General features: G+C 37.1%; 15 protein-coding genes. 14 read left to right on the top strand and 1 reads right to left on the bottom strand.

The annotated features are described in order from the left end of the window. Together ACH3O9_RS02175 and ACH3O9_RS02170 are read left to right on the top strand one after the other, a co-directional pair. Nucleotides 1-1,113 (top strand): glycosyltransferase family 2 protein, encoded by a 1,113-nt coding sequence (locus tag ACH3O9_RS02175; RefSeq protein ID WP_416443924.1) that lies wholly within the window; start codon nucleotides 1-3, stop codon nucleotides 1,111-1,113. An 80-nt stretch (nucleotides 1,114-1,193) separates the two neighbouring features. Further along, a complete protein-coding gene (locus ACH3O9_RS02170) occupies nucleotides 1,194-2,522 on the top strand; it encodes a dihydrolipoamide acetyltransferase family protein (RefSeq protein WP_416443922.1) in 1,329 nt (442 codons plus the stop codon). On the opposite strand, the gene ACH3O9_RS02165 is transcribed toward ACH3O9_RS02170, so the two are convergent. Continuing rightward, nucleotides 2,519-2,950, bottom strand: coding sequence for a BLUF domain-containing protein (locus ACH3O9_RS02165; protein WP_416443920.1), 432 nt, complete (start codon nucleotides 2,948-2,950; stop codon nucleotides 2,519-2,521). The genes ACH3O9_RS02170 and ACH3O9_RS02165 overlap by 4 nt on opposite strands. A gap of 164 nt (nucleotides 2,951-3,114) precedes the next feature. On the opposite strand from ACH3O9_RS02165, the gene ACH3O9_RS02160 reads away from it, so the two are divergent. From ACH3O9_RS02160 to ACH3O9_RS02105, 12 genes are all read left to right on the top strand, one after another. Continuing rightward, nucleotides 3,115-3,891, top strand: coding sequence for an exonuclease domain-containing protein (locus ACH3O9_RS02160; RefSeq protein ID WP_416443918.1), 777 nt, complete (start codon nucleotides 3,115-3,117; stop codon nucleotides 3,889-3,891). Nucleotides 3,892-3,894: 3 nt separating this feature from the next. Beyond that, nucleotides 3,895-4,845: a carboxypeptidase-like regulatory domain-containing protein gene (locus ACH3O9_RS02155; RefSeq protein WP_416443916.1), complete on the top strand. Its 951-nt coding sequence runs from the start codon at nucleotides 3,895-3,897 to the stop codon at nucleotides 4,843-4,845. Between the two features lie 7 nt (nucleotides 4,846-4,852). Then, the gene (locus ACH3O9_RS02150; protein WP_416443914.1) at nucleotides 4,853-5,464 is read left to right on the top strand and encodes a fumarylacetoacetate hydrolase family protein; all 612 of its coding nucleotides are present in this window, start codon (nucleotides 4,853-4,855) and stop codon (nucleotides 5,462-5,464) included. Nucleotide 5,465: 1 nt separating this feature from the next. After that, on the top strand, nucleotides 5,466-5,807 hold the full coding sequence (locus tag ACH3O9_RS02145; RefSeq protein ID WP_416443913.1) for an Hpt domain-containing protein: 342 nt from the start codon (nucleotides 5,466-5,468) through the stop codon (nucleotides 5,805-5,807). Then, on the top strand, nucleotides 5,807-7,054 hold the full coding sequence (locus ACH3O9_RS02140) for a competence/damage-inducible protein A (RefSeq protein WP_416443912.1): 1,248 nt from the start codon (nucleotides 5,807-5,809) through the stop codon (nucleotides 7,052-7,054). The genes ACH3O9_RS02145 and ACH3O9_RS02140 overlap by 1 nt, the downstream gene beginning before the upstream one ends. Nucleotides 7,055-7,134: 80 nt before the next feature. Next, nucleotides 7,135-7,374: a 50S ribosomal protein L28 gene (rpmB, locus tag ACH3O9_RS02135; RefSeq protein ID WP_416443910.1), complete on the top strand. Its 240-nt coding sequence runs from the start codon at nucleotides 7,135-7,137 to the stop codon at nucleotides 7,372-7,374. A 23-nt stretch (nucleotides 7,375-7,397) separates the two neighbouring features. Next, entirely contained in the window at nucleotides 7,398-7,580 is a 183-nt protein-coding gene (gene rpmG / locus ACH3O9_RS02130) for a 50S ribosomal protein L33 (protein ID WP_416443908.1), read from the top strand. A 6-nt stretch (nucleotides 7,581-7,586) separates the two neighbouring features. Beyond that, on the top strand, nucleotides 7,587-7,739 hold the full coding sequence (locus ACH3O9_RS02125) for a DUF4295 domain-containing protein (RefSeq protein WP_416443906.1): 153 nt from the start codon (nucleotides 7,587-7,589) through the stop codon (nucleotides 7,737-7,739). A 132-nt stretch (nucleotides 7,740-7,871) separates the two neighbouring features. Then, nucleotides 7,872-8,822 carry a signal recognition particle-docking protein FtsY gene (gene ftsY / locus ACH3O9_RS02120; protein ID WP_416443904.1) on the top strand — a complete coding sequence of 317 codons (951 nt, stop codon included), beginning with the start codon at nucleotides 7,872-7,874 and terminating at the stop codon, nucleotides 8,820-8,822. 153 nt (nucleotides 8,823-8,975) lie between these two features. Continuing rightward, a complete protein-coding gene (locus tag ACH3O9_RS02115; RefSeq protein ID WP_416443902.1) occupies nucleotides 8,976-10,622 on the top strand; it encodes an amidase family protein in 1,647 nt (548 codons plus the stop codon). Nucleotides 10,623-10,735: 113 nt separating this feature from the next. Further along, nucleotides 10,736-12,037, top strand: coding sequence for a 30S ribosomal protein S12 methylthiotransferase RimO (gene rimO, locus ACH3O9_RS02110; RefSeq protein ID WP_416443900.1), 1,302 nt, complete (start codon nucleotides 10,736-10,738; stop codon nucleotides 12,035-12,037). Between the two features lie 294 nt (nucleotides 12,038-12,331). Then, nucleotides 12,332-21,253 carry a malectin domain-containing carbohydrate-binding protein gene (locus ACH3O9_RS02105; RefSeq protein ID WP_416443898.1) on the top strand — a complete coding sequence of 2,974 codons (8,922 nt, stop codon included), beginning with the start codon at nucleotides 12,332-12,334 and terminating at the stop codon, nucleotides 21,251-21,253. Nucleotides 21,254-21,680: the final 427 nt, after the last annotated feature.

The following is a 21,680-nucleotide window of genomic DNA, read 5'->3' as shown; positions in this document are numbered from 1 at the left end:
GTGCGTCTTTCTATAATCATTCTTAACTATAACGTTCGATATTATCTTGAACTTTGTTTGCAATCTGTTTTTAAAGCTGTTAACGATATCGATGCAGAAATAATAGTTGTAGACAATGCATCTTCAGATGCGAGTTCGGCAATGATAAAAGAACGATTTCCGCAGGTAAAATTTATTCAGAACGCAAAAAACATTGGATTTTCAAAAGGTAATAATCTGGGGGTAAAACATGCAAGCGGTGATTATATCTGCATTTTAAATCCCGATACCGTTTTACCTGAAGACTGCTTTAAAAAAGTGCTGGCTTTTATAGAAGAGCATAAAAATCCCGGTGCGGTAGGCATAAAATTAATAGATGGCAGCGGTAATTTTCTGCCAGAAAGCAAACGTAATTTACCGGTGCCGCGTGTTGCTCTTGATAAAATCATCGGCAAAAAAGAGAATTATTATGTCAACGCCCTAGGCCAGAATGAGACCGGGGAAGTGCCTGTTTTAGTAGGCGCTTTTATGGTCATGCAAAAAAGTGTTTTTGATAAATTAAAAGGTTTTGATGAGGATTACTTTATGTATGGTGAGGATATTGATCTTTCATACCGTTTGCAAAAGGCGGGTTATGTAAATTATTATTTGGGTAATGTCACAGCAATTCATTTTAAAGGAGAAAGCACAAGGCGAAATAAAGAATACGCACGTCAATTTTATGGGGCAATGCTTATTTTTTATAAAAAGCACTTTGGCAAAAACCGTATAAGTGAAACTGTGGTAGAGAATATTATCAAATTAGCCACTTTAAAAGGAAGGACGGTTGCTAACAATAAGACAGAATCTCCAGAAAGTGCTATACTTTTTACTGAAAATGAATGTTTAGAAAAAGAACTTCAGCAAAAAATGAGTTTAAATCTGGAAACAAGACCGATAATTGACTGTTTTGAGCAGGTTTTTACTAAAAAACAGCTGATTTTTGATTGTGATAATTTAAGTTTTATAGAAATAATTGACATACTACAAAAGTTAAAAAACAGACAAAACAGTTATAGATTTCGCCCATCGGGTTGTAAATTTATTGTGGGCAGCGATAGTAAAGACCGTCAGGGTGAAGTGATTTCGTATTAAGAGAGAAAATCAGAAGTCAATTAGCTTAATATTCATTAATTTCGCAAAATATAAACCAGAAAACCATTTTACTTAAGAATATGGCAAAATTTGAATTAAAATTACCAAAAATGGGAGAGAGCGTTGCAGAAGCAACCTTAACTAGCTGGCTTAAAGAAGTTGGTGATACTATTGAGGCAGATGAGCCGGTGGTAGAGATCGCGACAGATAAGGTAGACAGTGAAGTGCCAAGTGAGGTAGAAGGTATTTTAATTGAAAAGTTTTTTGACGTAGACGACGTTGTAAAAGTGGGGCAGACCATTGCCATTATTGATATGGATGGAGACGATTCTGATGAAGATAATGCAGAAAATGAAGAAGTCATGCATTCATCTGAACAAGAAGAGGAGGCTGTAATTGCAGTAGAAGAAACTATTTCAAACGCAAAATCTTCTGTAGCTAATGAGCCTATCACAAATGATGGTGACAGATTTTATTCACCACTGGTTAAAAATATAGCACAAAAAGAAAATATCTCTCAGGAAGAACTAGATCATATAACCGGCTCTGGTTTAGAGGGGCGCGTTACAAAAGATGACATTCTTGCCTACGTTGCTAAGAGATCAAACGGGCAGGAAAAAGTAAGTACCCCAACTAAGTCCTCAGCTAGTAATACAGCACAGAAGCCTGTTGTCTCTGCAACTCCCATTAGCGTAAATGGCGGAGATGAGATTATAGAAATGACCCGTATGGGGAAACTCATTTCTAAGCATATGGTAAATTCTATGCAGACTTCTGTTCACGTACAGTCATTTATAGAAGTAGATGTTACTAATATCTGGAACTGGCGTAATAGAGTTAAGAATGAATTTCAGAAAAGGGAAGGTGAAAAAATAACTTTTACTCCCATTTTCATGGAAGCTGTCGCGAAAACTATACGCGAATTCCCAATGATAAATATTGCCGTAGAAGGCGACAAGGTTATAAAACGTAAGAATATAAACTTAGGTATGGCTGCTGCTTTACCAGATGGTAACCTAATTGTTCCGGTAATTAAAAATGCAGATCTTTTAAATTTAGTAGGTATGACTAAAGCTGTAAACGATCTTGCAACTCGCGCGCGTACAGGTAAACTTAAGCCAGATGAAACACAGGATGGTACTTATACTGTGACTAATGTAGGAACCTTTGGTAGTGTTATGGGAACTCCCATCATTAATCAGCCACAGGTGGGTATCTTAGCTTTAGGAGCGATAAGAAAAGTTCCTGCTGTTATAGAAACTCCAGAGGGTGATTTTATAGGTATACGTCATAAAATGTTTTTATCACACTCGTACGATCACCGTGTGGTAAATGGGGCATTGGGCGGCCAATTTGTTCAGCGCGTTGCGCAGTATCTTGAGGCGTGGGACGTGAACAGAGAAGTTTAATCCTGTATTTCTCTCACAAAATTCTGAAGCAAGCCTAATACAGGAAATGCTTCAGTATCTTCATTAAGTTGGTAGTTAAAAAGTAAATTGATGTCAAAAGGCCAGTACCCGCTTAGGGTATTGCAGTAATCATCATTCATTTTTTTAAAGGCCATTCCCCAAGAATGAAAAAAACGTTTTAGGTATACTCCTTCTGATATAAGAAGAATATCTGTATGTCTGGGATCCTTCTGTATTTTGCTGTAAACCCTGTCAACATGCTCTACAGGACCCTCCATATATTGCACAAAATTGCCGGCTATATGAACCAATAGGCCGGTTATCTCATTTTGATCATTATACTTTCGTGAAGACTTAAGAAGATTAGTTAGTTCATCGTCAGTCATATGGAAGCTCTGTTTACTAAGGTAAGCTATGTATTTATGCATAATTCTGAAAATGAAATAATTAAATTCAAATATACATCTTAATTATATCTAAAACAATATGTATTATTTTAAATAATTAGGCAGATATTTGCGACGGTAAAAAAATAGATGAAAACCTGATTTCATTGAAGTAAGTACTATTTTTGCGGAATTAAACAGCAGACATGAATTTAAATCTTACGCGCCCCATTTGTTTTTTTGATCTTGAAACAACGGGTATAGATGTGGCAAGAGACCGCATAGTTGAAATTTCAGTATTAAAAGTACATCCTAACGGTAAGGAAGAAAAACATACCTGGCTTGTAAATCCTACAATTCCTATTCCAGCAGAAACAACCGCGGTTCACGGCATAAGTGATGCTGATGTGGCAGATAAACCAACGTTTAAAGAATTATCTTCAGAAATTTATAATCTTATAAAAGATTCAGATCTGGCAGGTTATAATTCAAATAGATTTGATATTCCTTTATTGGCTGAAGAAATGTTACGCGCAGAGGTAGATTTTGATATGGGCAACAGACACGCTGTTGATGTGCAGACAATTTTCCATAAAATGGAACAACGCACTTTAGCCGCAGCTTTTAAGTTTTATTGTGACAGTATTTTAGAAGATGCTCATAGCGCCGAAGCTGATACTATAGCAACTTATGAGGTTTTAAAGGCGCAACTTGATAGGTATGAGGATTTAGAAAATAATATGAAAAGTCTTGCTGAATTTAGTGCGCGTAAAAAATGTGCTGATTTTGCCGGCTTTATAGCTTTTAATAAACAAGGTGAAGAGATTTTCTCTTTTGGCAAACATAAAGGTAAACTGGTAGATGAAGTTCTTGATAAAGAACCAGGGTATTATGGCTGGATTCAGAATGCAGATTTTCCGCTTTATACAAAAAAGGTGCTTACAGCAATAAAACTGCGTAAGCTGAATAATAAACTATCCTAAAAAATGCGTTTATCTGGCCTGATAATTATTCTATTTTTTTTATGTAATACGGTTGCAGGGCAGAATGTAGACGTGACAGGGCAGATTTTTGATAAGAATACTCATGAGCCATTATCATTTGTAAATCTCATTCTGGTTGATAAAAAAATGGGATCTTCTACAGATGAATTGGGCAATTATAAGTTTGCGATAGACGAGGGTTTACTTGATGAAAAAATTGCCATAAGTTATGTGGGATATAATAAAGTTATAGTAAAGGTAAGAGAGTTAGTAGATGCAGAATTAAAACTTCAGCCCAAAACAGAAGAATTAAATTCGGTTCAACTTTATGCACTTCAAAATAAGCATCGGGTACGTTTAAATCCTTTTAGACGGAAGGAAATTATAGGTATAGGTAATTTTAGTGGTGGCAGCTACCCATCAACTGTAGCAAGATATTATAAAAAGCCTGATGAATTTAAAAAGGGATGCTTTATTAAAAAGGTAGAGATCTCCTTTTTTGCTACAGTTGAGCAGATTTACAAACCTGCAAAATTTAGAATTAGGATTCTGGGAGTGAATGAGGATGGAATGCCTGGTGAAGATCTTCTGAATACTGATCTTATTGTTCAAAAATCAGAAAGTGATTTTAGGGAAATTCTGGATCTTTTACCGTACAAAATAAATGTTCCTAACGACGGTTTTTATATAGCTGCAGAACATCTTTTTATAGAAGAGAATGAGTACCAGGAGACAACAAATTACAGGATCAACGATACGTTGATTTATGACAATGTAACGTTGACCAGGTACGCGCCAATTTTTAAAGGTGTTCTGGAAGACAGAGAAGGTGCAGAAGACTGTTATTATAAATCTATTAAAGGGTGGAAGCAAATGGGGAATTTAGATATTTCAAATAAAGCTTTGAATAACAAAATCCCTTCTCCAGCATTTATAGTAACGCTAACAGAGTAATTAATTTATGAAGATAATTTGCATAGGGCGCAATTATTCAGCGCATATCAAAGAACTGGAGAGTAAAACTCCGGAAGAGCCGGTTTTTTTCTTAAAGCCCGACTCCGCAGTTTTGTTAAGTCAGCATCCTTTTGTGATTCCAGAATTTAGTAAGGAAGTGCATTATGAGGTTGAGGTTTTGGTAAAAATCAATAAATTGGGCAAATATATTCAGCCTAAATTTGCTCATAAATATTACGATAAAATAGGTCTGGGGATCGATTTTACCGCGCGTGACCTACAACGTAAATGTAAAGAAGCAGGTTTGCCATGGGAAATGGCTAAAGCATTTGATGGGGCAGCGGTAATAGGAGATTGGGTCTCTAAAGAAGAATTAGGTGATATCAATGATCTAAATTTTTCTTTAGAGAAAAATGATGAGCAGGTACAGAAAGGTAATACAAATAATATGCTTTTTAAAATTGATGAGCTTATAGCGTATGTCTCTCAATTTATGACGTTAAAAATAGGAGATGTAATTTTTACAGGCACTCCAGAAGGAGTAGGGCCTGTAGCAATTGATGACAAATTAACAGGATATTTATCAGGCAGACAGATGTTTGCTATTAATATAAAATAGGATGCCCAAACACTACGATTTATACCAGCTGGAAGATATGGCCGGCGGTGACAAAGAATTTATGACCACGGTGGTAGAAACTTTTTTAACTGAGATCCCACCAGATTTACAAAGCATGCAAACCGCAATAGATAATGATAACCATCGCATGGCATACCAGTTTGCACATAAGATGAAGCCTAATCTTGAGATGTTTGGTATTGACCTTATACGTGAGATTTCTGCTATGGAGAGATGGTCAGATACTAATAAGCCTACATCATTTATTAGACCTCAGTTAGAGGTTATAGTCACTTCAATAAACAATGCGATTGCAGAGATGAAGAAAGACTGGAAGATGTAATGCGAGCACATATTATTACTATAGGCGATGAAATACTCATCGGGCAAATAATAGATACTAACACCTCGTTCATCGCTAAAGAACTTGATAAAATAGGTGTTGAAGTTAAAAAGACTACTTCTATTCCTGATGAAAAAGAGGAGATATTAGAGGCGCTCGATTTTGCCTCAAAAAATGCCGATATTGTGCTTGTAACGGGAGGTTTAGGTCCTACTAAAGATGATGTTACAAAGCATACCTTTTGTGAATTTTTTAATGACGCCCTTGTTGAAAATAAAGATGTCCTAAAGAATATTGAAGATCTTTTTAAGCATCATGTCAAGAAGCCCATGTTGCCAGCTAATAAAGCGCAGGCTTTAGTTCCTACTAAAGCAACTGTGTTAATGAATAAGTATGGCACAGCTCCGGGAATGTGGTTAAAGTACGATGAGACTGTTTTTATTTCTATGCCCGGGGTGCCTTTTGAGATGAAAGCTTTGATGACAGATGAGGTCATTCCCAGATTGCAAAAAGAGTTTAACAGGCCCTTTATTTTGCATAGGACCCTGCATACTTACGGCAAAGGTGAAAGCGAGATAGCTGCAACAATAGAAGAATGGGAAAACAATTTGCCTAAAACCATTAAGCTGGCGTATCTGCCATCGCTGGGCAAAGTGCGCTTGCGTTTATCTACAAAGGGTAATGATCTTAAAAATTTAGAAGCGGCTATTGATAGTGAGGTAATTAAGCTAAAAGAGCTAATAGGCGATATTATTTATGGGTATGAAGATGACCAGCCCTTAGAACATGTAGTGGCAGAATTGCTTAAAAGAAAAGGGGAAACACTGGCTGTGGCCGAAAGTTTTACTGGTGGTCAAATTGCTATCGCCTTTACAGCAGCACCTGGCGCATCAAAATTCTTTAAAGGGGGAATTGTCTCTTACGCTACTGCTTCAAAAATTGATGTTCTAAATGTTGATAAGGCGTTAGTAGATAAATATTCTGTGGTAAGCGCTCCGGTAGCAGAGGCAATGGCTTTAGGAGCCCAGAAATTATTCAGTGCAGATTATACTATTTCCACAACCGGGAATGCCGGGCCCACAAAGGGAGACAGTGATGCCGCAATAGGAACTGTTTTTATAAGTATAGGCACTCCGCATGAGATTTTTACCCATGAATTTCATATGGGTAATCACAGAGAACGTGTTCTTACAAAGAGCGTGAATAAGGCTTTAGAATTATTACAAAAAGAAATTTTAAAAAACTAGGCAATTATATTGCTCAACTTATTAAAGTTGTGTAAATTTGCACCCTGTTTTTAGATAACACAATACAAAAGAGTAGAATCATGTCAAGAGTTTGTGAGCTTACCGGCAAAAAAGCGATGGTTGGAAACAACGTATCGCATGCAATGAATAAGACTAAGCGTAAATTTAACGCTAATTTGCTAAAGAAACGTTTTTATATTCCTGAAGAAGATAAGTGGGTAACGCTTAAGGTGTCTACAGCCGCTCTTAAGACAATAAACAAAAAGGGAATCTCTGCTGTTCTTAAAGAAGCACGTGAAAAAGGTTTCCTTACTAAATAATAACGGCATAAAAGTATAGCATTATGGCAAAGAAAGGCAACAGGGTTCAGGTAATACTTGAGTGCACAGAGCACAAAGCTTCTGGTAAACCAGGAACTTCAAGATATATCACTACCAAAAATAAAAAGAACACTCCAGACAGGATGGAAATTAAAAAATTCAATCCTATCTTGAACAAGATGACTGTTCATAAAGAAATAAAATAAGAAGACATGGCAAAGAAATCAGTAGCAACATTACAGACAGGCTCTAAGCGTTTGACCAAAGCCATTAAAATGGTAAGATCACCTAAAACAGGTGCTTATACATTTGTAGAAGCTGTTATGGCTCCAGAAATGGTAAATGACTTCTTAAACAAGAAATAGTCATTACTTATATAAAGTATAAGCCGTTGCGTGTTGCGCAACGGCTTTTTTTATTTTTAGATGACAATATTTCAGAATAGCGTTAAAAGGCAATACTTTTGTTAAAGCTAATTAACTGTTCATCACCAATACATGAGTTTTTTAAAAAAGATATTTTCAAAAGATAAAAAGGAGACCCTTGATAAAGGGCTTGAAAAGTCAAGTGCTAATTTCCTTTCAAAACTAAGCAAGGCTGTTGCCGGAAAATCTAAAGTTGATGATGAGGTTTTAGATGATCTGGAAGAAGTACTTGTGAGCAGTGATGTAGGTGTCAATACTACAATAAAGATCATTCAACGTATTGAAGAACGCGTCTCTCGCGATAAATACTTAGGTACAGACGAGCTTAATAAGATTTTGCGTGAAGAGATCGCGGGTCTTATGAGTGAGACTAATAGTGGTGATGCCACAGAATTTACAGTTCCTGCAAAGAAACCTTATGTGATCATGGTGGTAGGTGTAAATGGTGTAGGTAAAACGACTACCATAGGTAAACTTGCTTATCAATTTAAAAAGCAGGGCAAAAAAGTTGTGCTGGGTGCTGCAGATACTTTTAGAGCGGCAGCAATAGACCAACTACAAATTTGGGCAGATCGTGTAGATGTGCCAATTGTAAGACAACAAATGGGAAGTGATCCTGCTTCGGTTACTTTTGATACCTTGCAGAGTGCTGTTAAAAACGATGCCGATGTGGTGATCATAGATACTGCGGGCAGATTGCACAATAAAGTCAATCTTATGAATGAGTTGACAAAAATTAAGCGCGTTATGCAGAAGGTTGTTGCAGATGCTCCAGACGAAGTTCTTTTAGTTCTAGATGGTTCTACAGGGCAAAACGCTTTTGAGCAGGCTAAGCAATTTACGGCGGCTACAGAAGTTACTTCGCTTGCTGTTACTAAGCTTGACGGAACCGCAAAAGGCGGGGTTGTAATTGGTATTAGTGATCAGTTTCAAATACCTGTAAAGTACATAGGCGTAGGGGAAGGTATAGAAGATCTTCAGGTTTTTAATAAATTCGAATTTGTGGACTCTTTTTTTAAGTAATCCATAAAAATAAATCTAATGTAAAAGGTGCTCACTCACGTGTAGCACCTTTTTGTATTTTTAAATACGCATTTCTGTAAAGAATCAGAAAGTCTACTTCAAAACTTATTAATTGCATCAAATGGAGCTTTAAGCGAGTAAACGATATTTTATATGAAACAAATTGTACTTTTTTTAGCCTGTATAGCGCTTTTTTCGTGTAAACAAAATAAAGAAACTCCTTCTGAGGAGGTAACCCAATCTCCCGCAGACACTACTGCGGTAAAAGAGAGAGAATACGCTGTTCTTGATTCAAAAGTGATCAATAATGAGGCTTTTTGGGGCGATTTTGATACTGATTTAGGCGATTTTTTACACAGTGATTATAACCGCATAAGTGCTTTAGTTATTGAGAAAACTATTCCCGAAATTAAACAATCAATAGCAGATGGAGATCTTACTTATGAAGACCTGGTGCTTTTTTACTTAAGCCGAATTAAGAAATTTGACCGTGAGAATGATCTTTCATTAAATTCTGTCATTGCCATAAATCCAGATGTACTTGAGCAGGCTAAAGCTCTTGATGAATCGACCGAAGAAATAGATATCTATTCAATAAAAGGGATGCCCATTCTTTTAAAAGATAATATTGATACAGCGGGAATGCCTACAACGGCTGGTGCAGTAGCATTTGAAAATAATAATGCTGATGATTCTTTTATTGTCGAGCGATTGAAAGAAAGTGGAGCGCTTATTCTGGGTAAAGCAAATCTTAGTGAATGGGCATATTTCTTCTGTGGTGACTGCCCCAGTGGGTATTCTGCGGTAGGTGGTCAAACGTTGAACCCTTATGGTAGAAAAATACACGATACAGGAGGTTCAAGTTCAGGAAGTGGTGTGGCAACAGCTGCAAATTTTGCAGTCGCTGCAATAGGCACAGAAACTTCAGGATCAATTTTATCACCATCGAGTTCAAATTCTGTTGTTGGGCTTAAGCCTACAATAGGTTTGTTAAGCAGAGGAGGAATTGTCCCTATTTCGAGCACGCTCGATACGCCCGGCCCCATGACCAAGTTTGTAATAGACAATGCGATCTTGCTTAATGCGCTAACCGGTAAAGACAATGCAGATCCTGCTTCTAAGAAATTGAACGCACCAGAAGAAGATTATGTTGCGGGGATAAAAGAGATCAATGACGTTAAACAGTTTTTAAGTGAAAAGCGCCTGGGTTATTTTAAAGGTTCTATGGAAGATACACTTTACGCTCAGGCGGTAAATGATCTAAAGTCTGCCGGAGCAACAATGATTGAGCTGGAGCGCCAGGACATTAAACTACCACAATTTGGTCGTGTGCTCAATCTCGATATGCAAAAGGACTTGCCAGATTATGTTGAGAAATATGGTGATAAAAGTCTATCGCAAAGAGATGTGAAAAGTATTACCACATTTAATAAAGAAGATTCTATTGTTAGAATGCCATACGGTCAAAAATTATTTTACGGCATACTTGCAGACAGCGCTTCGGCTAAAGAATTTGCTGCGATAAAAGATACGTTGCAGACTAACGGGCGTGCCTTTTTTGATATTCCGTTAAAAGAAAATGACCTTGATGCGGTTTTATCTATAAATAATTACATGGCTGGTTATGCTGCTGTTGCTAAATATCCCGCCATTACCGTTTCTATGGGTTATCAGGAGGATAACAGACCTATGGGGCTTACTTTTATGGCGCCAACACTTTCGGAAAAAAAGTTATTAGAACTGGCGTATGCGTATGAGTCAATTTCGCACAAGCGCAAGTTTCCATCAGATTATAAATAATCGGGCTTAAAGCCGTAAAAATCGGGTAAAAACAGCTAATATTTTTTCTCATTTCTAAATTCTGATTAAAAGGTTATTCGCCGTATCTTTGCCGTCCCAAAATCTGGAGCATTATGCGTACTAAAACCTTAAAGAAGAATAAAATAAACGTAGTAACCTTAGGGTGTTCTAAAAACGTTTATGACAGCGAAGTGTTAATGGGGCAATTGCGCGCCAATAACAAAGAGGTTGTGCATGAAGAGGAAGGTAATGTTGTAGTTATCAATACCTGTGGTTTTATAGCTAATGCGAAAGAGGAATCTGTAAACACAATACTAGAGTACGTTCAAAAAAAGGAAGATGGTATTGTAGATAAGGTTTTTGTAACAGGCTGCCTTTCTGAAAGGTATAAGCCAGATCTGCAAAAGGAAATTCCTGATGTAGATCAATATTTTGGTACAACAGAACTTCCCGGCTTATTAAAGGCTTTAGGTGCAGATTATAAGCACGAATTAATAGGTGAGCGATTAACTACTACTCCTAAAAATTATGCGTATTTAAAAATTGCAGAAGGTTGCGATCGACCTTGTTCTTTTTGCGCAATACCTTTAATGCGAGGTGGCCATAAGAGTACACCAATAGAAAATCTGGTTATAGAAGCAGAAAAACTGGCTGCACAAGGTATAAAAGAACTGGTTTTGATTGCCCAGGATCTTACTTATTATGGTCTTGATCTGTATAAAGAAAGAGCTCTGGCTAAATTGCTTCGCGAACTGGTTAAAGTTGACGGCATCGAGTGGATACGCCTACATTATGCATTCCCTACAGGTTTCCCTATGGATGTGCTTGATGTGATGCTCGAAGAGCCAAAGGTTTGTAATTATATAGACATTCCGCTGCAGCATATTTCTACAAAGCTTTTAAAATCAATGCGTCGGGGTACTACTTATGAAAAAACAAATGCGCTGCTAGAGGTGTTTAGAGAGAAGGTGCCGCAAATGACGATACGTACTACTTTAATTGTTGGCTATCCCGGCGAAACTCAGGAGGATTTTGAGTTGCTGCGCGATTGGGTTAAAGAGATGCGTTTTGAACGTTTAGGTTGCTTTACTTATTCTCACGAAGAAAATACACACGCTTATAATCTTGAAGATGACGTGCCAGAAGAAATCAAAATGGAACGTGCTAATGAGATTATGTCTATACAATCACAAATAAGCTGGGAGCTTAATCAGCAAAAAATAGGTTTAGAGTTTAAAGTAGTCATTGACAGAAAAGAAGGTGAGTATTACATTGGTCGTACTGAATTTGATTCACCAGATGTTGATAATGAGGTGTTAATAGATGCTAAAAAGGTCTATTTAAAAACCGGTGAATTTGCACAAGTTAAAATTACTGAAGCAGAGGACTTTGACCTGTATGCAGAAGTGGTATAAATTATTCTTCTTAATTTTAATTTATTATTCTTAAAAATCTAATATTCAATATATTATAATTTTTTCAAGCTTATTTTTTGGAATTATTTTCCAGAGATTTAAGATTTATTGCTTTAACCGATGAAAGTTCCCATTTCATCTAATTCTTAAATAATTCTTAATCAGGTAACTAATCATTAGTTACTTTAGCCCCTGAAAAATTACTTAAAGGGTGATTTTTTAAAGCGTAGTCCCAAATCTACCAAGTCAGCTTTTTGTGAAATGGCAATTGTTTTTAAAACTTAATTGCTGTTTATGATGAAACATTATTACTTCGTTTACCGAAAGGATTTTGTATTTACAATTTTTTGTTTTTTATTTCTAATTCCTGTTTTTTCAGCCGAAAAGACCGATAATTCTGCTGTTTTAGGCGATTTTTCTGTTGCCGAAGCGATACCTTTCCAGCAGTCGTGTGGTAATATTAGTCCGTATGACTGTAGTGAAATTCCTGTTACCTTACCTCTTTCATTAAATTTTAGCGGAAGCGGGAGTGCCAGTGGTTTTACAATGGTCTCTGCTCCATCTTCCAGATTATATGAAGATGCATATGGGGCTAATTCTACAGTAACGGGATGGAATCCCAACAAGTTGAACATGTCAAATGGATATTTGACAGTTAGAGCTACCCGAGGCTCATTTAATGGGTCTGCTAATTCACAAATGAATGCTCTAGGAGTAGGTCTACAAACTGCATCCGGGCTAATTAATATAGCTGCAAAAATAGCTCAACCCAGATTTGACAGATCATACGGAGATTATGGTCAGGAAGCCGGGATTTGGTACGGCATTGATGAGGATAATATTGCCAAAGTTGTGGTGCAAAAAAGACCTTCATCCTGGTTTTCTTCAAGAAAGCAACGTATACGATTTACAATAGAGCATCGTGAAAATGATGGCTCAATTAAAGTATTTGACATAAATACAGATGATTTTAGCTGGAGTACTTATGGTAATCATGCGCTAAGTTTTCGATTAGAAATAGATCCTGCTACTAAAGAAGCAAGAGCATTTTATACTATAGATAACGGAAACGAAATTCTTGTACAGGAGGATGATGAAGAATTTTTAAACGTACCTTCTAATTTTCTTGCAGGAGTAGATCATGATTCTAATGGTGGTACACCTAATGTTAGTTTTGCCGGTATTGCAACTTCAACAAATGGAGCCAGAAATGGATACTTAGATGTATCATATGATTCATTTAATGTAACACAGGAGCAAACTCTTAATTCAGCTAATAATATAACTTATTTTGAAGTTCCCACACAGCTGGGTGCCGCAGTGATAAATGCTAGCGCGCATACTGTTGAGGCAGAAGTTGAGGTAGGAACAGATCTTTCAAGTCTTGCTCCTACAGTTTTAGTCTCTCAGGGTGCAACTATAAGTCCGGAATCTGGTTTACCTCGTAATTTTACTGCCCCTGTAGAATATACCGTAACTGCTGAAAATGGAAATGTCCAGAAGTGGACTGTAAATTTGAGTGCAGATATACCTGAAGAGCTTAGGCTATCTTTTAATAAGAATGCTCTTGATTTTGAGGGAGATTATGGAAGTTCAATTGCCTCTCAATCAGTTAATGTTTCAGCCAATACAGGTTCTCCAGAATTTGCATTGTCTGATGATCCTGATTCCAGCGACTGGTTAATTATGCCAGTAGCAAATTCTGAAAATACATATACACTTGGTCAACTTGAATTTGGTATTCAGGCAGGTCTGTCTGCAGGTACATACAGCACTGTAATTATTGCGACTGATGCTTCAGGTCTAGGATATGAACCTGCCAGTATAACAGTTTCACTAACAATATCTGGTGAAGCGCCTCCTATTGTAGATAATTTTGAAGCTCACATCAACTTTCAGGATAATGCTACGATACCTCCTTCAGGATATTTAAAGGATTATGGAAAAGAATTTGGAAATAATTCAGTAGAAATTGACGGGGAATCTTTTCAATACGGATGGAAAAATTCAGAAACTAAAGTTCCTTTTGATGCTTCTAATGAGGCTGAAAATAATAGTAATGGTGTAGGTAGAAATCGTCTAGGTTCATCTTACGCAGGTGCAACAATTCAAGAGCAGTTAGAAGGTACACTCGTTCATTTTCAGGGAGATAATATTCTAAGCCCAAATGGCGCAAGTCAAACCTGGATAACACAGCCCCGGGGTAATGAATTGTATTGGGAGCTTGAAATACCTAATGGTGTGTATCAGGTAACAGTAGGTTTAGGTGATGAAAGCAACGATATAGATAGCAGGCATAGTGCAACAGTAGAAGGTTATACTGTTATACCTGCTTTTATGCCTGCTCAAAAAGAAAATCGCAGTGCTTCTATTGTTGTAGAAGTAACAGACGGACTACTTACTATAAATGGTCTGGGAGGTTTTAATTCAAAAATAAATTATGTAGATGTAATTGAAAGCAATGCAACACCTGTAAGCGGAGTGCTTTCATTTGACCCCAATACACAAAGCGTTTTATTACTTGATGGTACTTCAAGTAATTTTAATACAACATTGGGTGGAGATGGTGCTACTGCAATAGGCATGACAATAAGCGATAATCTTAATTCTGGTAATAAGAATATTACAGATAAAAATGATTGGTTGGCATTACCTGCGTCTTACCAAACTGGAAATTTAGCATTTGATGTAACAGCTTACAGTGCCACAAATAATGATGCGTTTTTACCTGGTGATTCACGTAACAATGCGGTAGTAGCAACCGCAAAGGGATATAAGCCTGCTGTTTTGGATGTAGAGATGTATGTTCAAAATCCGGGAAATCAAGCTCCAACAGTAAAAGATCAGTCATTTACGGTTTATAAGCAAGCAGCAGAGAATACAGCTCTTGGTATGGTCATGGCAGATGATGTTGATAATGACGTGTTGCATTTCTCAATTATAGGAGGCAATGATTCTGATGTTTTTACAATAGACGAGTTTTCCGGCGCGCTGCAAACAACAGGCAATGCTTTAGATGAAGATGAATATGTTTTAACTGTGGGAGTTAGTGACGGAGAGTTTACTGCTCAAGCTGCAATAAGCATTTCTGTAGCAGCAGATCTTCAGGAATTCAATACGGTTAAAATTAATTTTTCGTTTGCAGATGATGTTCCTTCAGATGATTTTCTAACAGACTCTGGTAAAGGTTTTGGTGACAGGGGGAACAACTATTCTTATGGTTGGCTTACAACCAATTCCCGTCCTGTAGATCTTTCAAGAAATGTTAGGAATCGCAATTTTAGTCAATTATCCATTCTTCAGAATACATTACTACATATGCAATATGGCGATACTGGCGGTGCCAGTGGAGAGCCTATTGAGGGTATATGGGAAATAGGTTTACCAAATGGGGTCTACCAGGTAACAGTGGGTGTGGGTGATCCTAGTATTGACGGAGCTAGTTCTATACCGCATCACAGTATTAATGCAGAAGGTGTTAATATAATTAGTGACTTTGTACCTTCAGGGGCTGCTGGCTCACTTACCAGATTATCTTCTGGCACAGCTCAGGTTTCTATAACAGATGCAAGACTCACCATAGATGCTTTTGGTGGCTTTAATACGAAAATCAATTACATAGAGATAACACCTATTTCTATTGATTCACAGGCATATTTTGTAAATGTTACGCCAGCAGACAATACTTCAGAAGTATTCATCTCAGATTTTCAAATAAATGTTGACGTAATTACTCCGGAAGGCTACGAACTTTTATCTTCTTCATTAATGGGGAATGTAAATTTGTATAAAATTGTAGATGGTGTTGAGACGCTTGTTCCTTCTAACTCTAATGATACAGGAGGTAAAGATGCCATTACGTTAACACCTCTGTCCTTTTTAGAACCTTTTACAGATTATGTTTTCCGAATAGAAAATGTAGAGGCTAACAAAATAGGTGATCTTACAGATAAAATCGTGTTTGCTACATTTGAATCTAATTTTACCACAGGAGCAAGTGATGATGAAGTTATCCCCATACGTGACTTAAGTGGAGTAGAGTTTACTAAAATTCCCGGAGGCGATGCTTTAGGTGAAGGTACCTTAGGGATGCGTTTTTCAAGTCTTGTTATAGGTCCTGATGGTAAACTATATGGCAGTACATTAGGAGATTTTCAGTCTGACGGTCAAATATACAGATGGGATATTGCGGATGATGGAACTCTAGAAAATTTGCAGATATTAAGTCCGCAGCTTACCGGAGCAGATCATCCAGTTAGTGGACCTCGAGATAATAATAACAGATTGATAATTGGGTTGGTTTTTGATCCTAATTCAACTGCAGATGACTTAACTGCTTACGTTACGCACAGTAGCGCAGTCTTAACTGCAGGTCCTGAATGGGATGGTAAGTTAACCAGACTTCATGGTCCAGATCTTTTAGAAACACAGGATATTCTAGAGCATTTACCGCGATCAATAAGCGACCATATGACAAATAGCATCACCTTTAAAGATGGTGATATATATTTTGTGCAGGGAAGTCTTTCAGCCGGAGGTGCTCCTGATGCAGTATGGGGCAACAGACCTGAAAGTTTGCTTTCTGCAGCTGTTTTAAAATTAGATCTTGATAAATTACCGTCATCATTACCTCTAAGTGTTTATACCACAAGTAATATAAATGTAATAAACACTGCGCCATCAAATGGTTTAACGATGAGCAACGGAACATATAATCCATACTCGGCAGATTCTCCACTTACAATTTTTGCGACAGGAGTTAGAAACGCTTATGACCTTGTATGGCATTCAAATGGCTGGTTATATATGCCAACAAATGGGACAGCTGGTAATAATGAGACGTCTCCCAATGCACCGGGATCATCAGATTATGTTTTAGCTCGTAGAATAGATGGAGTTACTACCATACCAGATGTACAGGCATTGAGAGGAGGCGAGGCTCAAAAGGATTGGTTATTTAAAACTCAAGGTGGAAGTTATCATGGTCATCCTAACCCATACAGAGGTGAGTTTGTATTAAATCATGGAGGTATGCCATACAGCGGAGTGCCAGGACAAGTAGAACCTAATTACATAGATGTAGCAAAATACCCTGGAACATTAGGACCAGATATTAACTATAGAAGACCTGCATATGACTTTGGTCTTAATAAATCACCCAACGGCGTTATTGAGTACAAAAGCAACGCTTTTGGGGGTAAATTACAGGGTTTATTAATGGTTTGTAGATTCAGTGGTCAGGATGATCTTCTAGTTATGGACCCTAAATCTAATGGTGATATAGCAGAGGTATATAACAATATACCTGGCTTAAGAGGTTTTGATGACCCTTTAGAAGTTGTAGAAGATGTTAAAACGGGTAACCTATATGTTTCAGAATATGACAGAGACAACAGTGGGGTGGCTCGACTTACATTATTAAGAGCTTCAGCTACGGCGGTTACTGAAAATGCATATCGATTTAATTTTCAAACCGCATCAGATCTGGCAGAATCACCTTATGGATACATAGATGAAGTTGGTGATGCATACGCCAGTCACACTACTCCAGATGGAGATCTTAGCTATGGTTGGGTGCAGGAAGGGTCTACAGTGGCTACTGCTAATACCAGCGGAAGAAATCGCAACAATAGCAATTTTAATGCGCTCAAAAATACTTTTATTCACTTGGGACATAGGAATACTGTTGCGTATCCTCCTACAGATTGGTTACTAAATATTCCTAATGGCTTCTACAATGTCACAATAAGTGTAGGAGATCCTAACTATAAGGATAGTAATCACGTTCTTGATGTGAACGGGGTCAATGTTATCAATTTTGATCAGCAAAATAACAACCCCAATGATCTTACCCATTTTGAAAATACTGAAGTAGTTGAGGTTTCAGATGGATTATTAAGGTTGAATCTTGGAGCGGCTGGTGATAATACTAAGATTAATTATATAGTAATTGTTCCTGTAGGAACAGAATCTATACCACCTACTGTTGCTGCGCAATTTAATAATGAGGAATTTGTACCAGGTATTTACAAAGGTGATGTGCAAATTGTACTTAATGTCACTGATGAAAGTGGAAGTGGTCTCGCTAGCGTTAACTATGTTTTAGATGGAGGGTCTTCACAGACCTACTCTAATGCTCTATCTGTAACAGATGCAGGGTCTCATACATTAATTGTCACCGCAATAGATAATAATGGAAATACGTCAATTAAAGAATATGCATTTACAATTGAGGAGGTTTCTAATGCAATTCTTTATGTGGAAAACATGACCAAGGTTCCCACAACAGATCGTGGATTTCCTGCAGATGATTACTATACATTTCATAGAATTGATAACCCGGGTCGTGCCAAAAGAAGAGAGATAAATATTATGAGATTACATAATAACGGATCTCAAAATCTTGTTGTTTCAGCTTTAAATATTTCTGATGTATCAAAATTCACATATGATATATTAGCTGGAGATGATGGGCAGGTGAGTCTCCCATTAACTATTGCAGCAGGTGATTTTAAGGATATAAATATTCTGTTTATTGGTAGCGAAGGGCCAGACGCTAATGCTATTTATAGAGAAACCATGAATATAGTCTCAAATTCTGATGAAGAATCTAATAAAGAGATCATATTACATGGGGCCTACTCTCCAATTCCGGAAGATGTTTTTGAAATACGAAGCCAATGGGTACTAGATGCCTTTGGTTTTGAAACAAGTATGCTGAGCTACGTAAATAATGCTGGCAATGTTAACCCTCCTAATTCTAATCCAAATATACCTAGTTCAGATTATCCCAAAGCAGAAAATGTTAATGCCGGCTTCGAAGGTGACTTGATTATTTCACCTAATTTTGTTCAGGCAGATCCTTCTAAGCCTGTTATAGGATTTCAACTTGCTGCTTTCCATGGCTATACGTCTTACGGTGCAAGATTTGTTAGTGTAAACAATAACAATACTGTTGCGGATATAAACTTTTCACATTTGCCTGAGTACTATCAAACATTTTTCCCTGTTGGGCAGGATGGTGTTAATATTAATTACGGTCGTGCTGAGTCTATTACAGTTCCATTCAGGATCCAGGTAGCGAATTATATAAGCAGTGGCAACAATGGCAATTTGGGCGTTCGTTTTTATAAGGTTAAAGACAGAGATGGTAACGTAGTTCCCAATGAGTATATAGCCATAGAGGATTTTATAGGATCTGGGTGCAGCACAAATTATGGGGGAAACTGTGATTTTCAGGATGATGTCTTTTATTTCGTTAACATTAGACCACAGGCACAGCCATCTGCTCAAAAAATAGATGACTATACAGCGGCTAAAAGTTCTAATTTCTCCTATGACATTTCAAGCTATTTCAATGTTGGTTATGCTGGTAATAAGTTTAAATTTTCAGCTGACATGCCGTCTTGGGCTTCTATTAATGAGAGTACAGGTGTAATAAGTGGTATATCATCTTCTGATTCAGATAATATATATTCAATTCAGGTTTCAGCAACAGATCTAAATGGTTTGGTCGTTACTTCTAATTTTAATCTTATACTGGGAGAAGGGCTCACTGCTGTAGATGATACAGCAAATACAACTGTCAATTCGTCTATTACATTATCTTCTTTATTAAGTAATGATATAGAGTCTGATAATCAAACACTTAGTATAGCTTCGGTATCAAATGCTTCTCACGGTACAACAGTTTTACAATCTGGAAATAGAGTGATTTACACACCGGTAAACAACTTTATAGGTCAGGATAGTTTTACGTATACAGTTTCAAATACGAGTGGTGCCAGCGATACTGCAATGGTAACTATAACGGTGAGTGATTTACCTCAAAGTTCAGGATTTGCATTGCGTATCAATGCAGGGGGGCCACAGACCACTTATAACAATAAAACTTTTGAAGCAGATCAGTATTATAGTGCTGGTAATTCATACAATAACAGTTCTGCATCTGTACCATCCCTATATCAAACAGAGCGTACCAAAGGGGCTCCTGCATCTTTTAGTTATAATATTCCAGTTCCCAATGGAAAATATAGTATTGCCTTACATTTCGCCGAAATATATTGGGGTGTAAACGGAGGTACTAATGGTGGAAGAGGAAATCGCATTTTTGATGTAGGAATAGAAGGCAGCAGAGTTCTTAATAACTATGATATAATTGCAGATGTAGGTGCAGGAAACCCCACTGTTAAAACATTTGATGTTGTAGTAAATGATGGAACCCTTAATATTAGCTTCTCTGCAGAGTCTTCTGTAGGTGGTGTTGATCAACCTAAGATTTCGGCCATTGAGATTTTAGGTGAGGATTGTGGACCTTTACCAGCAGTTTGGAATAACGCTGATATTGGTGCTGTGGGAGCAGCTGGAGAGGCCTGTTATACAAATGGCGTTTTTGATGTAAAAGCTTCTGGTGCTGATATATGGTATAGAGCAGATGAATTCCATTTTGTATATCAACAGTTACAAGGTGATGGGGAGATTATTGCAAGAGTTGAAAGTCTTGAGAATACGAATGAATGGGCAAAAGCAAGTGTAATGATGCGGAATAATCTTAATGCAAATGCTTCTTCTGCTCAGATAATGCTTTCTCCTAATCCAGATAAAATAGGTATGCCGGGTTTTGTATTTCAGCATCGCAGGAGTGATGGGGCAGATATGGGAGGTAATTCTACCACCCCTGTGACGGCATCATCAGGCAAAGGATACATGAGATTAGTTCGCTCTGGAAATAGGTTTACCGCTTATGTTTCTCAAACTAATGGGAATTGGAGACAAATTGCATCTCAGACCATTTATATGAATAATACTATTTATGTGGGATTGGCAACTACTTCTCATAGCGATGGCAATCTTACTACAGCAACTTACAGTAACGTAAGTGTATTAGGAAGAAGAGGTTCAGACGATGTATCAAATACAAATGTGTCTAAAGCAACACTGGGAATTGATTCGGTACACGATTATAAAATTATCATGCACCCTAACCCTGCAACAGATAAGGTAGAAATCAATATTACAAATCCTCTGATGGTTGTTGATGAAATTGTGATTCATGATCTTAAAGGAAGTGTGGTGGCAGAATATAAGGCTACTACGATCAAAAACGATAATTCTTATGAAGTGCCTATTTATAATCTTGAAGCCGGGATTTATCTGGTAAATGTTATCCAGGATAATGGTACTGTAGATAAACTAAAACTTATAGTTAAACATTAATTTTTTGAATCCCTCTTATCCAAACTTGTGAAGAAAAAGCCTGTATTTATTATACAGGCTTTTTTAATTTTGTTAGGATGGTGATTCCATGAAAGAGGGATTGAGGATAGAAGTAAGTAATATTATTGATGGAGTTAATAATGGAAGCATCAATATTTTTGAGCCTGAATGTTAAAAAAAAATGAAAGAATACCTTGATTGTATTTTTTTACTTAGCTACGTTTAGTCGAAGAAAATCAAGGTTTTATCTAATTGTCATAGCGGTACTCTTCCTGCTTTCTATGTTTGTCTATATTGCATCAAAAAAGGCGCTATTCCTTTGTGATTGAAAAATTAGCTACCCAACTTCCCCTTTAGTGCTTTGCTCAATTTCAGACTAACCATCTGGACAGGTTTGGCATGATTCTCTATTATTGGATATTTAATT

The sequence above is a fragment of the Leeuwenhoekiella sp. A16 genome (assembly GCF_047946675.1).
Lineage (GTDB): Bacteria > Bacteroidota > Bacteroidia > Flavobacteriales > Flavobacteriaceae > Leeuwenhoekiella.
Note: the sequence above shows the minus strand (reverse complement) of the source record. Positions and strands in the feature narration are given on the sequence as shown.

Excerpts from the sequence above, each read along its gene's own strand:
- ftsY (WP_416443904.1), top strand. The coding sequence starts at position 7,872 with ATGAGTTTTTTAAAAAAGATATTTTCAAAAGATAAAAAGGAGACCCTT.
- rimO (WP_416443900.1), top strand. The coding sequence starts at position 10,736 with ATGCGTACTAAAACCTTAAAGAAGAATAAAATAAACGTAGTAACCTTA.
- ACH3O9_RS02125 (WP_416443906.1), top strand. The coding sequence starts at position 7,587 with ATGGCAAAGAAATCAGTAGCAACATTACAGACAGGCTCTAAGCGTTTG.
- ACH3O9_RS02155 (WP_416443916.1), top strand. The coding sequence starts at position 3,895 with ATGCGTTTATCTGGCCTGATAATTATTCTATTTTTTTTATGTAATACG.
- ACH3O9_RS02170 (WP_416443922.1), top strand. The coding sequence starts at position 1,194 with ATGGCAAAATTTGAATTAAAATTACCAAAAATGGGAGAGAGCGTTGCA.
- ACH3O9_RS02115 (WP_416443902.1), top strand. The coding sequence starts at position 8,976 with ATGAAACAAATTGTACTTTTTTTAGCCTGTATAGCGCTTTTTTCGTGT.
- ACH3O9_RS02165 (WP_416443920.1), bottom strand. The coding sequence starts at position 2,950 with ATGCATAAATACATAGCTTACCTTAGTAAACAGAGCTTCCATATGACT.
- rpmG (WP_416443908.1), top strand. The coding sequence starts at position 7,398 with ATGGCAAAGAAAGGCAACAGGGTTCAGGTAATACTTGAGTGCACAGAG.
- ACH3O9_RS02145 (WP_416443913.1), top strand. The coding sequence starts at position 5,466 with ATGCCCAAACACTACGATTTATACCAGCTGGAAGATATGGCCGGCGGT.
- rpmB (WP_416443910.1), top strand. The coding sequence starts at position 7,135 with ATGTCAAGAGTTTGTGAGCTTACCGGCAAAAAAGCGATGGTTGGAAAC.
- ACH3O9_RS02160 (WP_416443918.1), top strand. The coding sequence starts at position 3,115 with ATGAATTTAAATCTTACGCGCCCCATTTGTTTTTTTGATCTTGAAACA.
- ACH3O9_RS02105 (WP_416443898.1), top strand. The coding sequence starts at position 12,332 with ATGATGAAACATTATTACTTCGTTTACCGAAAGGATTTTGTATTTACA.
- ACH3O9_RS02150 (WP_416443914.1), top strand. The coding sequence starts at position 4,853 with ATGAAGATAATTTGCATAGGGCGCAATTATTCAGCGCATATCAAAGAA.
- ACH3O9_RS02140 (WP_416443912.1), top strand. The coding sequence starts at position 5,807 with ATGCGAGCACATATTATTACTATAGGCGATGAAATACTCATCGGGCAA.